Here is a 15,252-nt window from a genome sequence, read left to right on the forward strand (position 1 = left end):
CACGCTTTCGCTTACCCTGCCTGGCAGAGAGAGGCCACGCGATTCAACCACAGCTCGAACCGATCCCACTATCCATCGCGCATGCTCAAGCAAAAAAATATTCCTGAAGCATTTGTCCGGCACCCTGTCCATATTCGCCATTGCGTGCCTGTTTTTCGCGGCCCGATGCACGTGCGCAGTGCCGTCCCACAGCCTCTTGCACCGTCGCCGTGCGAAATCGCCCGCACAAGCGCTTGTCACCGCGGGCATGGCATGTGCGTGGACTTGGCGCTCGCGCTAGCCTGTATTCGCCAGCGGGAAAATGTCCTACTCTTCGTACTCCGTTTCCTAACCCGTCCGACCGGCACGCGCCTCCCGTCTGTCACCGAACGGTCCGCGCATGTCGTGTTTACTTCCCGGAGGCTTCGATGACACCCGTCGATCTGGAATTCGACCAGCTCAACAGTACCGTCGACGCGCTACGGCGCTCAATTTCGAACCGCATGATGTATGGCGTCGGCAAGGACGCCGTCACCGCCCATCCACACGACTGGCTGCATGCCGCCGTGCTTGCCGTGCGCGACCGCCTCGTCGCGCGCTGGATGAAAACCACGCGGCTGCAATACGAACAGGACGTCAAGCGCGTCTACTACCTGTCGATGGAATTCCTGATCGGCCGGACGTTTACGAATGCCTTGCTCGCACTCGGCATTCACGATCAGATGAAGGAAGCGCTCGCGAGTCTGGGCGTGGACATGGAAGCGCTCACCGAGATCGAGCCGGATGCCGCGCTCGGCAACGGCGGCCTCGGCCGGCTGGCGGCGTGCTTTCTCGATTCGATGGCGACGCTCGGCATTCCGGGCTTCGGCTACGGCATCCGTTACGAGTACGGGATGTTCCGTCAGGAAATCGTCAACGGCGAGCAGGTCGAGGCGCCCGATTACTGGCTGCGCGCCGGCAATGCGTGGGAGTTTCCGCGGCCCGAAGTCACCTACATCATTCACTTCGGCGGCCGCACGGTGCAACGCGGCGAGCGCACCGAGTGGATCGATACCCAGCATGTGAACGCCACCGCTTACGACACGGTGATTCCCGGCTACGCGACGGACGCGACCAACACGCTGCGGCTCTGGTCGGCGCGCGCAACCGAAGAGCTCGACCTCGGCGCGTTCAATCGCGGCGACTATCGCAACGCGGTCGACACCAAGAACATGTCGGAGAACGTCTCGCGTCTGCTGTACCCGGACGACTCGACATCGGCCGGCCGCGAGTTGCGCCTGCGCCAGGAATACTTCTTCGTATCGGCGACCATGCAGGATCTGATTCGCCGCTATCAGCGCACGCACAGCACGTTCGGCCGTTTCTCCGAAAAGGTCGCGGTGCATCTGAACGACACGCATCCGGTGCTGGCGATTCCCGAACTGATGCGCCTGCTGGTGGACGTGCATCAGTTGCAGTGGGACAAGGCATGGGAACACGTCACGAAGATCTTCTCGTACACCAACCACACGTTGATGCCCGAAGCGCTCGAGACATGGGACGTCGAGATGCTTTCGCGTTTGCTGCCGCGGCATCTGGAAATCATTTTCGAGATCAACGCGCAGTTTTTGAAGCACGTGAGCGAGCAGTCGGGTCACGACGGCGAGATGATTCGCCGTATCTCGCTGGTCGATGAATACGGTCAGCGGCGCGTGCGCATGGCGTATCTGGCGATCGTCGCGAGTCATAAGGTGAACGGCGTCTCGAAGCTGCATTCGCAACTGATGACGCGCGACATTTTCGCCGACTTTGCGCGCGTCTATCCGAACCGCTTCACCAATGTCACCAACGGCATTACGCCGCGGCGCTGGCTGTCGCAGGCGAGTCCGTCGCTGTCGGGCCTGATCGACAAACAGATTGGGCGCGAGTGGCGCAGCAATCTGTTCGAACTGGAGCGGTTGCGGGAACTGCGCAACGACAGCGGTTTTATCGATGCTTTCCGCGAAGCCAAGCGGCAAAGCAAATTGCGCCTCGTGCAGCGCCTCGCGCAGCACACCAAACTGCAGTTCAATCCCGACGCGCTGTTCGATCTGCAGGTCAAACGCATTCACGAATACAAGCGGCAATTGCTGAACGTGCTGCATGTGATCGTGCGCTACAACCAGATTCGCGCGAACCCCGAACTCGACTGGGTGCCGCGCGTGGTGATGTTCGCGGGCAAGGCCGCGTCCGCTTACCGGATGGCCAAGACCATCATCAAGCTGATCGGCGACGTGGGCGCGAAGGTCAATCAGGACCCGTTGATCGGCGATCGCCTCAAGGTCGTGTTCGTGCCGAACTATGGCGTGAGCGTGGCGGAACTGATCATTCCGGCCGCCGATCTGTCCGAGCAGATTTCAATGGCCGGCACCGAGGCGTCGGGCACCGGCAACATGAAGCTCGCGTTGAACGGCGCGTTGACCATCGGCACGATGGACGGCGCGAACATCGAAATCTGCGAGGCGGTGGGCCGCGAGAACATCTTCATCTTCGGTCATACCGCCGACGAAGTGGACAGCCTGCGCGCAACCGGCTACCGGCCGCGGCAGATCTATGAGGAGAACGCGGAACTGCGCACGGCGCTCGACCAGATTCGCACGGGCTATTTCTCGCCGGACGATCCACTGCGTTTCTCGGATATCTTCCACACGTTGGTGGATTGGGGCGATCACTACATGGTGCTCGCGGATTTCGCCGCGTTCGCGAAGGCGCAAAACGACGTCGATGCGCGTTTCGTCGACAAGCGCGCGTGGACCGAAAGCGCGATCGCGAACGTCGCCGGCATGGGGCAGTTTTCGTCGGACCGCACCATCGGCGAATACGCGCGCGACATCTGGCATGTGAATCCGCTCAAGATCGACTGAACGGATCCGGCGGGCTCGGGGGCGACTCACTGCCCTAAACGCTCGGCACTATTCGCCGAGCGAATGCCGAGTTCGCCACGCGGGAAGTCGAACAGCAGGTCGATGTTCTGCATCCCCATCAGACCGATGACGATGCGGTCCGCGCCCGGTTGCGCTTTCACGAGCGTGACCTGGGCGTCTTCATAGCGATGCACCCATTTGCCCGAACCGACCGCGACGTCGTAGTTGCCTTGCACCAGCACCTTGCCGGTGTCGGCGTCGCCGGTCCAGTTCGGCGCTTTATCCATCTCGACGCGAATCATGTCGGTGCTCGCCGTCGCGAACACCAGCGGCGCGCAAAACGTCATCTTGTCGCCGATCTTCACGCAACCGCGCGGCCATAACATCGTGCCGTTTTGCGCCTGCGTCATCGGCACCATCGTGAAGTCTTTCGTGAGTCCGCTCGACGGACTCAGCACGAGGTAGGGCTTCGCAAAGTTCGCCCGCACGATATAGCGCTGACCGACGTTGTCGGCGAGCGCGCGCAGTGGTTGCGTGCAGCAACTGTCGCCTGCTTGCGCGGCGCCGACGCCGAACAGTCCCGAGAAGGCCCAGCCGAATTCGCCGGTATAGCCGTCGATAGCGACGCAGTGCCGGGACGTCGCCTGGCAACTCACGGTGTCGACCGCCTGCGCGTCGAACGAAGCGGGCTTCACGCCGGCGATGCCGACCGGCAGTTTCACGCTCGCGCCGGAAACCTGCGCGCCGTTCGCCAGTGCCAGTGTCGTGGCGGGACCCGCGTTCGGATAGTCCGTGCCGGGCAGCACCGACTTCAGCACACGCACGCCCTGCGTGCCGGTGTCGAGCGCGAGATAGACGGGCTTGCCGTCGAGCGCGACCGGCAGGCCGAGGCGCGCATGATCTGCATCCGCGCGTTCCACGTGTAGCGGAATCAGCAGACCGTCGTTGCCGCCGTTGATCAACGCGGCCGTGGCGGCGGGCGGTGTCGGCGTGGGGAAATGGGTGGCGCAGCCGCCAAGCGCGGCGAGCGTTGCAACGGCCAGCAACGCGGCTGAGGCAGAGCGCCGCACCCGCGTCGGAAAGTTGCGCGAGAGAGGAAACAACGAGACGAACGACGAAGACATAGGATCACGCTTTGCAAAAGGCGCGTCCCTGGCGAAGGCGGTACATCGTGAGCGGCGAACTGGACAGCACGGGCGGCAATCCCAATGGATAACCGTGGTGTGAGCGAGAAAACGGAACGCTTGCGGGGCCTGCGGGAAGAAACGCGCGGTAACAGGAGCGGCGACTCTACACGGCCGCTCCGGTGCAATTGCAAAGATGTGTGAAGGCCGGGATTCCGGCTTCTCCTGATCCGATCAGACCTTCGGTGTAACCGCCACCGCTTTCGCTTCGTGCACGGCGGCGGCCACGCGTTCGACGAACTCGCGGTCGGTGCTCATCAGCGCTTCACGCTCGCCATTGGGCGTTTGCACCATCAGCCGATGCGTGACGTCCTGGGTCGCCCACGTGAGCCAGCCGACCACCACCAGCATCGTGCCGCACACCATGCCGACGGGTGAACGGAAGATAGCGCCGACCACCGCGAGAACGAGCCCGATGAACGAGATGCTGCGAGGCAATACCTTGTTCTTCTGCACGGTCATGACCCGCACGTCGACGATGTCGCGCACGGGGAACACCAGGCCGGCGGACGAGAGAGCATTGCGCGTGACCGACACGCCGCGATCGTTGAAGGGTGTTTCCATCGTGATGAATGCAGGCTGTAGCGAAGCGCGCAGCGTACCAGACTCCGGGCGGCAGCGGACCAGGCGCGCGGTCAGGTCGCTCGTGCGGAGCGCGTCTCGCTGCCTTCGCGCAAATCGTCGCCGAGAAATTCCATGAACGTTTTGAGCTTGGCCGACAGCCTGTGCCGTTCGAGATAGATTGCATGGATGTCCGCGTTGGGCAGCGCCCAATCGTCCAGCAGCGGCACGAGTTCGCCGCGCTCCAGATGGCCGGCGATCTCCCATTCCGAGCGCACGGCAATACCTCGCCCTTCCAGCGCCCAGTGCAAAACGGCGCTGCCGTCGTTGCTGCTCAACGGACCTTCCACCTTCACCGTCTCCGATTTCTTGCCGCGCGAGAAATGCCACGTGCCATACGCCGATTCGTTTTCACGCAGCACGAGGCATGCATGCTGCGCGAGATCGTGCGGAACGGAAGGCCCGCCGCAGCGCTGCACATACCCCGGCGATGCACACACCAGCCGCCGGTTGCGCAATAGCAAACGCGCGTTGATCCGCGCTTCGGGCACGTCGCCGAAGCGGATGCCCAGGTCGAAGCCTTCCTCCTGCAAGCTCACGGGCCGATCGGTCAGATGGAGCTGAATTTTCATCGACGGGAAACGCTCGATGAAGCGGGAGATGGCCGGCGCCACGTGTGCGCGTCCGAAGCCGAACGATGCGTTCACTCTCAGCAGGCCGGTCGGCTCGGCGCTGCTGCGGGTGACCAGTTGCTCGAGTTCCGCGAGTTCGTCGAGCAGCCGTGAACCATCGGTCAGATAAAGCTCGCCCTCGGGCGTCAGGCTGACGCGCCGGGTCGTCCGGTTGACGAGGCGCACGCCGAGCCGCTTTTCGAGTTGCGCAAGCCGCTTGCTAATGGACGGCGGCGTCACGCCCAGATCGCGCGCGGCCGCCGCCAGATTGCGATGCCGCGCTACCAGCGCAAACATGCTCAAGTCGGAAAACCCGTCCATTGATTCATTCCTCAAAGTTAATTCCGGATTGCATAAATTGAATCTATATCGATTTGGGCATCAATTAAACTCCTTTTCAACTCGGGAGGCAAAGATGTTCGAAGGTTTCAGCGACGCGTCGACCACGGTCGATGGGGTGGCCATCCACGCGATTCGCGGCGGCCACGGGCCGGGTTTGCTGCTGCTGCACGGTCATCCGCAGACGCATGCGATCTGGCACAAGGTGGCGCCGCAACTGGCCCGGCATTTCACCGTGGTCGCCGCGGATTTGCGCGGTTATGGCGATAGCGGCAAACCTGCCGGCGTCGCGGATCACAGCAATTATTCGAAACGCCGGATGGCGCGCGACCAGCTCGGACTCATGCGCGCGCTCGGTTTCGAGACGTTTGCGGTGCTCGGCCATGATCGTGGCGGCCGGGTGGCGGCGCGTCTGGCGCTCGATCATCCTCACGCAGTCACGAAGCTCGTCACGCTCGACGTCGCACCTACGCTCGCGATGTACGAACAGACCACGTTCGACTTTGCACGCGCTTACTGGCACTGGTTTTTTCTGGTGCGCCCGGCACCGTTTCCCGAGACGCTGATCCGCGCCGATCCCGATCTGTATCTCAGGCAAACGATTGGCGCCCGCAGTGCCGGCCTTGCGCCGTTCACCGACGAGGCCTACGCGGAATACCTGCGCTGCCTGTCCCAGCCGGAAACTGCGCACGGCATCTGCGAGGACTATCGCGCGAGCATCACGATCGACCTCGACGACGACCGGGCTTCACTCGCCGGGCAGCAGAAAATACAGTGCGATTTTCTCGCGCTGTGGGGCGCACACGGCGTGATCGAGCAATGCTTCGAGCCGCTACGCGAATGGCGGCAGTGGTCGGATCGTGTGAGCGGACGGGCATTGCCATGCGGTCATTACATTCCTGAAGAAGCGCCCGAGTCGTTGCTCGACCACGCGCTGCCGTTTTTGCAGTCGTAACCGGAAGCTCACCGTCATGCCGAACCGAACCCTGTACCGCAAGCTCGTCGAGTCGCACACCGTGGCCCGCGTCGACGACCAGAACGTGTTGCTGTACGTCGATCTTCATCTGATGAACGAGTACACGAGCCCGCAGGCATTCAGCGGGCTCGACGCGAAACAGCGTGCCGTGCGCCGGCCGCGGCAGCAACTCGCGGTCGTCAGTCACATCATTCCGACCCATGCTGAAACGCCGCGCGTGATTCGCGATGCCGCGTCGCTGCTGCAGGCCGATAACCTGGCGCGCAACTGCGCGAAAGCCGGCATTCGTCTGCATGCCGCCAACGATCCGCTGCAAGGTATCGAGCACATCGTCGCGCCCGAACAGGGCTTGATCCGCCCGGGCATGGTCGTGCTGTGCGGCGACAGTCACACGACCACTTACGGCGCGCTCGGCGCGCTGGGTTTCGGCATCGGCACCTCCGAAGTCGAACACGTGCTGGCGACGCAGACGCTCGTCTATCGCGTCGCGCAAACCATGCGCATGACGATCGATGGCGCGCTGCCATACGGTACTTCGTCGAAGGACCTGATCATCTGGATCATCAGCCGCATCGGCGCGCAGGGCGCGCGCGGTTATGCGGTCGAATTCGCGGGGTCGACCATCGCGTCGCTGTCGGCGGAGGCGCGCATGACCTTGTGCAATATGACCGTCGAGGCGGGCGCGCGGGCCGCGCTCATCGCCCCGGATGCCGTCACGTTCGACTATGTGAAGGCGCACGCCACCGCGCTGGACGACGAGGCATGGCAAGCGGCGCTGGCGGACTGGTCCGATCTTGAATCGGACACGGGTGCGAGCTTCGATGTCGAACACCATTTCGACGCGCGTGAAATCGCGCCCTTCGTCACGTGGGGCACGAGCCCCGATCAGGCGATTGCCATCGATCAGCGAGTTCCGGGCGAAGCCACGCAGTCGACCCGCGAAGGCGTGGCCGCTTTGCGACGCGCGCTCGATTACATCGGTCTCGAAGCGGAGCGGCCGATTGCGGGTACGCCGATCGATCGCGTGTTTATCGGCTCGTGCACGAACGGGCGCATCGAAGACCTGCGCATCGTCGCCGCCATCGTGCGCGGGCAGCGGGTCGCCGACGGCGTACGCGCGATGGTGGTGCCGGGTTCGGGGAGCGTGCGCCGTCAGGCCGAGGCTGAAGGGATTGCCGACACGCTCGTGCGGGCGGGCTTCGAATGGCGCGAGCCGGGTTGTTCGATGTGCCTCGCGATGAACGACGATTTCCTCGCGGTCGGCGAGCGCTGCGCGTCGACCACCAACCGCAATTTCGAAGGACGGCAAGGACGCGGCGGCCGTACCCATCTGATGAGCCCGGCGATGGCCGCCGCCGCCGCGCTGACCGGATGCATTACCGATGTCCGCAAGCTGGAGACGCACGCATCATGAACAGACTCGCTTCGATCGAAGGCACCGCGACACCGTTGCCGATCGAGAACCTCGACACCGACCAGATCATGCCGAAGCAGTTCCTGCGCATTATCGATAAGGCCGGACTCAGCGACGGTTTGCTCTACGACCTGCGCTTCGATACGAACGGTGCGCCACGCGCCGACTGCGTGCTCGATCGGCCGGCTTATCGCGGCTCGACCATTCTGCTCGGCGGGGCCAATTTCGGCTGTGGCTCGAGTCGCGAACACGCGGTGTGGGGTCTGCAACAGTTCGGATTTCAGGCCGTGATTGCGCCGAGTTTCGCGGAGATTTTCTATTCGAACGCGATGAATAACCGGTTGTTGCTGGTGCAACTGGAGCGCGAGTCGATCGACGAATTGCTACGCGATGCGTGGGAGCATCCCGCTACGACGCTACGTATCGACATCGAAGAGCAGACCGTGACGACACCCGATGGCCGGTCCTATCCATTCCCGCTCGGCGCGCGCCATAAGCGCATGGTGATGGAAGGCATGGACACGATCGACCTCACGTTCACTTCGCTCGCCGATATCGAGGCGTTCGAGCGACGCCATGTCGAGCGCCATCCCTGGGCCGCCGTGATGTAGCCCGAGCGGCCGGCTGGCCGCATTCAACCGATTACGCGTTCCGGATTCCCCGCCAGAAGGGAAGGGACGCACTTTGCCGTCAATAAGGGAGGAGACATGACAAGCAGACCACTCTACAAGGTGCTGTACGTGCAGGTGATTTTTGCAATCGCCGTCGGCGTACTGCTGGGACACCTGTTGCCGAACGACGCCGTGGCGATGAAGCCACTCGGCGACGCATTCATCAAACTCGTGCGCATGATCATCAGTCCGGTGATTTTTTGCACCGTGGTGACCGGCATCGCGAGCATGCACGATATGCGCAAGGTCGGCCGCGTCGGCGGCAAGGCGCTGCTGTATTTCGAAGTGATGTCGACGCTGGCGCTGGCCATCGGGCTGCTTGCGGCTCACGTGCTTGCACCGGGCAGCGGCTTCAATGTCGATCCACGTACGCTCGACGCCGGCGCGGTTTCCGGTTTCGCGGCACAGGCCGCGCACGGTGAAGGCTTGACCGGTTTCTTCATGCATATCATTCCGGAGACTTTCTTCGGCGCATTTACGCAGGGCGATATCCTGCCGGTTCTGTTGATTGCGATGCTGTTCGGTACGGCGCTCGCGGTAATGGGGGAACCCGCAAAGCCGCTGATCGGCATGATCGAACTGCTTTCGAAGAGCTTCTTCCGCATCGTCCGGATGATAACGAGCCTGGCCCCACTGGGCGCGTTCGGTGCGATTGCATTCACCATCGGCCGATACGGCATCGTCTCGCTGTTGCCGATGATGAAACTGATCGGCACGTTTTATCTGACAGCTTTTCTATTCGTGTCGATCGGCTTGGGGGCGATTGCCCGAGCCTGCGGATTCAGCCTGTGGCGCTTTCTCGTCTACATCAAGGACGAACTGCTGATCGTGCTCGGCACCTCGACCTCGGAAGCGGCATTACCCCAGTTAATGGAAAAGCTCGAACGTCTCGGCTGTTCGCGCGGCATCGTCGGACTGGTCGTGCCCACCGGCTATTCGTTCAATCTGGATGGGACGAATATTTACATGACGCTCGCGGTGCTGTTTCTCGCGCAGGCGACCAACACGCATCTGAGCGTGACGCAGGAAATAACGCTGCTGGCCGTGACGATGCTGACGTCGAAAGGTTCGACTGGCGTGACCGGCGCGGGCTTCATTACGCTCGCGGCCAGTCTCTCCGTCGTGCCGACCGTGCCCGTCACCGCGATGGTGCTGATTCTCGGTGTCGACCGGTTCATGTCGGAATGCCGCGCGCTGACCAATACGATCGGCAATGGCGTGGCGTCGATCGTCGTGGCAGCGTGGGAGGGGGAACTGGATCGCGACAGACTCGGTGCGGCATTGGCAAAGAAACCGGCCGACGCTGTTGCCGGTCCGGACGAAGCGATTAGCGGCGCAGGTTCCGCCGGTTTTTGCCGGGATATGGCAGGCGATGCCGATTAACCGGCGCCGGCCAGCCTGACCGCATCAACCAGCATTTTCACACCGAGCCCACCCAGCACCAGACCCATCGTCCACCGTTGCACCCGCAACAACGCCGGGCGCTCGATCAGAAACTTCGCCATGCTGCCCGAGCCCACCGCGACCAGCCCATTGACCGAAGCGAACGCGACGATTAGCGACGAGCCCAGCATCAGCGATTGTCCGATCACGCTGCCGTGCTGGTAATCGATGAACTGCGGCAGCAGCGACACGAAGATCATCGCGAGTTTGGGATTCAGCAGGCTGGTGGTCGCGCCCATCGCCAGTAGCCGCCGCGTCGGCTCGCGCGGCAACTCGCGCACTTCGAGCGGCGAGCGGCCGCCGGGCTTCACCGCCTGCCAGGTCATGAAGAACAGATACCCGGCGCCGACCGCGGCCAGCACACTGCCGGCATACGGCACGCTCATGAACAGCGCCGTGATGCCGAACGCCGCCCCGAGCATATAGACGATGTAGCCGAACATGACGCCCGCGAGCGACACCAGCCCGGCGGCACGCCCTTGCGCAATCGAACGCGACATCACGTAGACCATATTCGGTCCCGGCGTCACCGCGAGCAATCCGCCGACCATCAAAAAACCGCCTAACGAGGCCGTAGCGTGCATTTTCCCGAAAGCTCCCCGACTAATATGAGCGCCAGTATCGACCTCGCGGATAATCTGGTAAAACGGGATAAACTGAACCGATTAATCAGATTTTCTGACGAAAATGAAAAAGCTCGATCTGGACGTGCTCGAAATGGTCGTGGCGGTGGCGGACACGGGTTCGTTCATCCGGGCGGCGGAATCCGTGCACCGGTCGGCGTCCGCGCTCAGCATGCAGATCAAGACGCTGGAGGAGTCGCTGGGAAAACCGCTGTTCCTGCGCAGCACCCGCAACGTCACGATCACCGAAGACGGCAAGACGCTGCTCGAGTATGGACGTCGCCTGCTGGCAATGCGGGAGGAAGCGTGGGCGTCGGTCGTTCGACCGGAGATGAAGGGCCGCGTCACCATCGGCGTGCCCGACGACTATGCGTCCACGTTGCTGCCGCGCGTGCTCGGCAAATTCGCGCTCGCGCATCCGAAGGTGGACATTCGCGTGATCGGCCTGACCAGCAGCGCGCTGGTTCCGTTGCTCAAGGACAATACGCTCGACCTCGCCTACATCACGAAAACGCGAGGCGTGTCCGGCGATTTCGTTCGTTTCGAGCCGATGGTGTGGGCCGGTTCAAGCACGCGCAAGGTGTGGAACGAGCGTCCGTTGCCTATCGCCGTGTTCGGCCAGCGCAGCGCGGCCCGCGCGTTCGCGATCAACGCGCTTCAGCAGCACGACATCAAATACCGGATGTCCTACGAGAGCCCGAGTCTGATCGGATTGATCAGCATGGTGGAAGCGGGACTCGCCATCGCGCCGCTGGCTAGATGCAGCGTGCCGTCGCAACTCATCCAGCTCGGGCCCGACGAAGGCTTGCCGCCTTTACGGGACCTCGAAGTCGTGCTGGCTCGCAGTGTCCAGTCGCGGCGCCCGCCGTGCGACTTTCTCGCCGAACAGATTCAGGCGGAACTCGGCGCGTGAGCAAAAGAAAAACGCCCCGCAGGGCGTTTTCCAAAGCATCTGTACAGCGTGCTTAGAACTTGTGACGGATACCGACGCGGAACGCCAGCTGGTTGTCCGAACCCGTACCCGACGTGTTGAAGTAGCTCGTGCTCGAACCGATCTGCGCCTGCAGATCCGCCGTGCCGTTGCGGCCGGCAGCGATCTGGTAGACGCCCAGTGCATACACGTCCGTGCGCTTGCTCAGCGCGTAGTCGACGCTCAGGTCGGCCTGGTTCCAGTGACCGCGGTTCGCGTCGCCCAGGTGCATGTACGTGTAGCCCGCAGCCGCCGTGATAGCCGGCGTGAACGCGTACTTCGCGCCTGCTTCGTAGGCCGTGAACGTGGTCGAACCGCCCGTGATCGGCTCGAAGCGCGTGTTCGTGTACAACGCCCACAGCGTCGCTGCGCCGATGGCATAACGGCCGCCGACACCGAACGTACGCAGATCGCGCACGGTGCCCGTCGACACGTTGGCGATCGTCGTCGAGAACGCCGGTGCCGATTGAGCGGGGTAACGGATATCCGTGTACGCCGCGCCCACGCTGAACGGACCGTTCGCGTAGTTCACGCCGGCGCTGTACGCACGCGACGAACCGGCGACCGGAGCCGCGGTCGTGCCGGTTGCCGGCGCGCCGGCGAAGGCGCCTGCCTGGTTCGAGAAGCCATACAACACGCCGAAGGTCAGGCCCGAGAAATTGGCGCTGCTGAACTTGACTGCGTTGTTGATACGGCTCGACGTCAACTGGTCGACGTCGTTGATGTGGTAAGCGTAGTTGCCTGCCACCGTCTGGCCGCCATTGGCGTACGTGCCGCCCAGATAATCCGTCGAGAACGAATACTGGCGACCGAACGTCAGCGAGCCGACATTGTTTTGCGACAGACCGACATAGGCTTGACGACCGAACAGCGCGCCGCCCTGGCCGAGTGCGCCGGTGCCGCTGTTAAAGCCGTTTTCCAACACGAACAGCGCCTTCAGGCCACCGCCCAGATCTTCGGTGCCGCGCAGGCCCCAACGGCTGCCTTGAGCCACGCCGTCGTCGTATTTGACGAGGTTGTCGTGACCGGTCGCGGTCTTCGAATTGTTCACGTAGCTGATACCTGCGTCGATCAGGCCATACAGCGTGACGCTGCTTTGTGCGTGAGCGGCGGTAGCGAAAACGGCAAGCGTAGCGGCGGTCAATACTTTCTTGTTCAAGGCCTTTCTCCGATTAAAAATTAAGCGATCGCAAGCTGTGCTCTTTGGCTTGGTCGTGCGATGGCCCGAAATTTAAGCGAGTGCCGAGTTACGTATGTGACAGTTAAACTTAATTTTAGAAACTGTCGCGTCCGAGCGACACATGGGTGGATTTGACGCAGGAGATCGAACAAGGCACGCCCCTCATAAGCTTGTTCCTGCACGTGCTAACGAGGGGCGAGAAGAAAAAGAGGAGAGAAGGACGGGAAAGCGGCCGCGCGCTAGTTGCTGAGCAGCGAACCGCTGCGGAACGCGGTCGCGCCGGCCACGCGCGCGAATTCCAGACCGGCCGTGGCGAACCGCGTCGAGTGACGCGCGTAAAGCACACCGGCCACGCTGCTCGTGACGGTGACCACGCGATCGGTCAACGGATCGACGATATCGGCGATAGGCGCGCCCACGTCAACCCAGCTGCCCACTTCACAGCGGTACACCAGCACGCCGCTTATCGGCGCGACGAGCGGCCCGGTGCCCGCCAGCGGTGTGGCCGCGAATTCGAGCGGCGGTAATTCGGCGGCCGTCCCGTCGATCACGCCGCGTGCCGTCAGATACTCGACGATCGCCTGCGCGTCGCGCTCGGCGTACTCGTAGGACACGTCGCGCTGACCGCGCAACTCGATGGTCACCGAGATCGAGCCGTTCGGAATCGGGAAGCGGTCGCCGTAACGGGCGCGCAGATCCGACCAGCAGAAGCTATGAATTTCGTCGAACGGGTTGCCGACCGAGTTCAGCGCCAGCAGCGACGCTTTCGAGTCCAGATAGCGGGCGAGCGGTTCGACGTCCGGCCAGAGATCGGGATTGGTGTAGATGTGCAGCGCGGCTTCCCAGTCGCAATGCAGATCCAGCACGATGTCGGCGTCGTAAGAAAGTTTTTGCAGCGCCACGCGTTGCGATGCGAGTTCGGTTTCCGGCGTGAGCGCGTCGAGCGCTTCACGAATGGCGCTGCGGATGGCCGTGCGATTGGCCTCGATGTCCTGCTCGCTCAGGCGCGCTTCGATGACCGGTTGAATGAGCGCGGAGAGATCGTGAAAATTGCGGTTGAAGTTCTGCGTGCTGTGCGTGTCGAAACGGCCCGACAGGTGGCCGAAAAAGTGCTGGTTCAGGCCGATTGGATTGGGCACCGGCACCAGCACCACTTCGCCCTTCAGGCGGCCGGCCGTTTCCAGTTCGGCGATCTTGCGGCGCAGCGCCCACGCGGTCAGCATGCCGGGCAATTCGTCGGCATGCAGCGACGACTGGATGTAGACCTTCTGCGCGCCGGTCGGACCGTAATGGAAACTCGTCAGTTGGCGGGCGGTGCCGAGCGTCGGCGCAATCAGCGGATGGTTTTGGGTTTGCATGGTTTCGCGTGTCTGGACGGATAAAGCGCTGGTTTAGCGCACGATCTTATCCGATCCGCCGACCCCGAGGTTCGATACGGCGCCGCAAAAAGAAACGGGCCCCGCGAAGCGGAGCCCGTTTTCCGTGAACCGTCCGGCGCGTCGCTAGACGCGTAAGACGGATCGGTCAGCCATTACTTGCCGTACACGTCGAAGTCGAAGTACTTCTTTTCGATCTTCTTGTACGTACCGTCCTTGATGATCGAAGCGATTGCGCCGTCGATCTGCGTCTTCAGGTCGGTGTCTTCCTTGCGCAGGCCGATACCCGCGCCGTTGCCCAGCACCTTCGCGTCGACCAGTTCCTTGCCCGCGAATTCATAGCCGGCGCCGCGCGGCGTCTTCAGGAAGCCCAGTTCCGCTTCCACTGCGTCCTGCAGCGATGCGTCCAGACGGCCCGACAACAGATCGGCATACACCTGATCCTGGTTCTGATACGGAACGACTTTGGTGCCCTTCGGCTCCCAGTAGGTCTTCGCATACGTTTCCTGGATCGTGCCCTGCTCGACGCCCACCGTCTTGCCCTTCAGCGAGTCGGCCGTGGGCAGCACGCCCGAACCCTTCTTCGTGACGAGGCGCGTCGGCGTGTTGAACAGTTTCGACGAGAACGCGATCTGTTCGGCACGGGCCGGCGTCATCGACATGGACGACAGCACGCCGTCGAACTTCTTCGCCTTCAATGCCGGGATCATGCCGTCGAAGTCGTTTTCCACCCACACGCATTTGGCCTTCAGGCGTGTGCAGATTTCATTGCCGAGGTCGATGTCGAAGCCAACGAGCTTGCCGTCCGAACCTTTCGACTCGAAAGGCGGATAGCTGGCGTCAACGCCGAAACGAATAGTCGACCACTCTTTAGCGTGTGCGCCAATCGAGACGGTAGCAAGCAGAGCAACCGTCAAAGCCGCTAGCAGTTTTTTCACTGTTTAACTCCTCGGTGTAGTTCAAATACTCCCGCCGCGATTGTG

13 protein-coding genes are annotated in these 15,252 nt (G+C 62.5%); 6 read left to right on the forward strand and 7 right to left on the reverse strand.

Annotated elements, in window-relative coordinates; translation table 11 throughout:
* The first annotated feature begins 407 nt into the window (after window positions 1-407).
* Window positions 408-2,861, forward strand: a complete 2,454-nt coding sequence (locus FQ746_RS29635) for a glycogen/starch/alpha-glucan phosphorylase (RefSeq protein ID WP_144113342.1) — start codon at window positions 408-410, stop codon at window positions 2,859-2,861.
* A 26-nt stretch (window positions 2,862-2,887) separates the two neighbouring features.
* Here the strand turns inward: FQ746_RS29635 and FQ746_RS29640 are convergent, their stop codons facing one another.
* The 3 genes from FQ746_RS29640 to FQ746_RS29650 form a co-directional block, all read right to left on the reverse strand.
* Window positions 2,888-3,985, reverse strand: a complete 1,098-nt coding sequence (locus FQ746_RS29640; RefSeq protein WP_144113343.1) for a hypothetical protein — start codon at window positions 3,983-3,985, stop codon at window positions 2,888-2,890.
* 234 nt (window positions 3,986-4,219) lie between these two features.
* Window positions 4,220-4,609, reverse strand: coding sequence for a DUF6232 family protein (locus tag FQ746_RS29645; protein WP_144113344.1), 390 nt, complete (start codon window positions 4,607-4,609; stop codon window positions 4,220-4,222).
* Window positions 4,610-4,680: 71 nt separating this feature from the next.
* Window positions 4,681-5,598 carry a LysR family transcriptional regulator gene (locus FQ746_RS29650; RefSeq protein WP_144113345.1) on the reverse strand — a complete coding sequence of 306 codons (918 nt, stop codon included), beginning with the start codon at window positions 5,596-5,598 and terminating at the stop codon, window positions 4,681-4,683.
* A 94-nt stretch (window positions 5,599-5,692) separates the two neighbouring features.
* Between FQ746_RS29650 and FQ746_RS29655 the strand changes: the two genes are divergently transcribed.
* From FQ746_RS29655 to FQ746_RS29670, 4 genes are all read left to right on the forward strand, one after another.
* On the forward strand, window positions 5,693-6,571 hold the full coding sequence (locus FQ746_RS29655) for an alpha/beta fold hydrolase (RefSeq protein WP_144113346.1): 879 nt from the start codon (window positions 5,693-5,695) through the stop codon (window positions 6,569-6,571).
* Between the two features lie 16 nt (window positions 6,572-6,587).
* Complete coding sequence (leuC, locus tag FQ746_RS29660) at window positions 6,588-8,006, forward strand: 3-isopropylmalate dehydratase large subunit (RefSeq protein WP_144113347.1); 1,419 nt, start codon at window positions 6,588-6,590, stop codon at window positions 8,004-8,006.
* Window positions 8,003-8,617: a 3-isopropylmalate dehydratase small subunit gene (gene leuD / locus FQ746_RS29665; protein WP_144113348.1), complete on the forward strand. Its 615-nt coding sequence runs from the start codon at window positions 8,003-8,005 to the stop codon at window positions 8,615-8,617. Before leuC ends, leuD begins: the two co-directional genes overlap by 4 nt.
* A 96-nt stretch (window positions 8,618-8,713) precedes the next feature.
* Window positions 8,714-10,060, forward strand: a complete 1,347-nt coding sequence (locus FQ746_RS29670) for a dicarboxylate/amino acid:cation symporter (protein ID WP_144113349.1) — start codon at window positions 8,714-8,716, stop codon at window positions 10,058-10,060.
* On the opposite strand, the gene FQ746_RS29675 is transcribed toward FQ746_RS29670, so the two are convergent.
* Window positions 10,057-10,704 carry a LysE family translocator gene (locus FQ746_RS29675; protein ID WP_144113350.1) on the reverse strand — a complete coding sequence of 216 codons (648 nt, stop codon included), beginning with the start codon at window positions 10,702-10,704 and terminating at the stop codon, window positions 10,057-10,059. The two genes, FQ746_RS29670 and FQ746_RS29675, sit on opposite strands and share 4 nt — an antisense overlap.
* 103 nt (window positions 10,705-10,807) lie before the next feature.
* On the opposite strand from FQ746_RS29675, the gene FQ746_RS29680 reads away from it, so the two are divergent.
* On the forward strand, window positions 10,808-11,656 hold the full coding sequence (locus FQ746_RS29680) for a LysR substrate-binding domain-containing protein (protein WP_144113351.1): 849 nt from the start codon (window positions 10,808-10,810) through the stop codon (window positions 11,654-11,656).
* Window positions 11,657-11,708: 52 nt separating this feature from the next.
* Here FQ746_RS29680 and FQ746_RS29685 read toward each other — a convergent pair whose 3' ends face one another.
* The 3 genes from FQ746_RS29685 to FQ746_RS29695 form a co-directional block, all read right to left on the reverse strand.
* Entirely contained in the window at window positions 11,709-12,872 is a 1,164-nt protein-coding gene (locus FQ746_RS29685; protein ID WP_144113352.1) for a porin, read from the reverse strand.
* Between the two features lie 260 nt (window positions 12,873-13,132).
* Window positions 13,133-14,251 carry a succinylglutamate desuccinylase/aspartoacylase family protein gene (locus FQ746_RS29690; protein ID WP_144113353.1) on the reverse strand — a complete coding sequence of 373 codons (1,119 nt, stop codon included), beginning with the start codon at window positions 14,249-14,251 and terminating at the stop codon, window positions 13,133-13,135.
* 173 nt (window positions 14,252-14,424) lie between these two features.
* Entirely contained in the window at window positions 14,425-15,207 is a 783-nt protein-coding gene (locus FQ746_RS29695) for an ABC transporter substrate-binding protein (RefSeq protein ID WP_144113354.1), read from the reverse strand.
* Window positions 15,208-15,252 lie beyond the last annotated feature (45 nt).

The sequence above is a fragment of the Paraburkholderia sp. BCC1886 genome (assembly GCF_900996245.1).
In the GTDB taxonomy this organism is placed as follows: Bacteria; Pseudomonadota; Gammaproteobacteria; order Burkholderiales; family Burkholderiaceae; genus Paraburkholderia.

Bases quoted from the DNA above. Each gene is read 5' to 3' on its own strand.
- FQ746_RS29635 (WP_144113342.1), top strand. From the start codon at position 408: ATGACACCCGTCGATCTGGAATTCGACCAGCTCAACAGTACCGTCGAC.
- leuC (WP_144113347.1), top strand. From the start codon at position 6,588: ATGCCGAACCGAACCCTGTACCGCAAGCTCGTCGAGTCGCACACCGTG.
- FQ746_RS29675 (WP_144113350.1), bottom strand. From the start codon at position 10,704: ATGCACGCTACGGCCTCGTTAGGCGGTTTTTTGATGGTCGGCGGATTG.
- FQ746_RS29680 (WP_144113351.1), top strand. From the start codon at position 10,808: ATGAAAAAGCTCGATCTGGACGTGCTCGAAATGGTCGTGGCGGTGGCG.
- leuD (WP_144113348.1), top strand. From the start codon at position 8,003: ATGAACAGACTCGCTTCGATCGAAGGCACCGCGACACCGTTGCCGATC.
- FQ746_RS29655 (WP_144113346.1), top strand. From the start codon at position 5,693: ATGTTCGAAGGTTTCAGCGACGCGTCGACCACGGTCGATGGGGTGGCC.
- FQ746_RS29670 (WP_144113349.1), top strand. From the start codon at position 8,714: ATGACAAGCAGACCACTCTACAAGGTGCTGTACGTGCAGGTGATTTTT.
- FQ746_RS29645 (WP_144113344.1), bottom strand. From the start codon at position 4,609: ATGGAAACACCCTTCAACGATCGCGGCGTGTCGGTCACGCGCAATGCT.
- FQ746_RS29690 (WP_144113353.1), bottom strand. From the start codon at position 14,251: ATGCAAACCCAAAACCATCCGCTGATTGCGCCGACGCTCGGCACCGCC.
- FQ746_RS29640 (WP_144113343.1), bottom strand. From the start codon at position 3,985: ATGTCTTCGTCGTTCGTCTCGTTGTTTCCTCTCTCGCGCAACTTTCCG.
- FQ746_RS29650 (WP_144113345.1), bottom strand. From the start codon at position 5,598: ATGGACGGGTTTTCCGACTTGAGCATGTTTGCGCTGGTAGCGCGGCAT.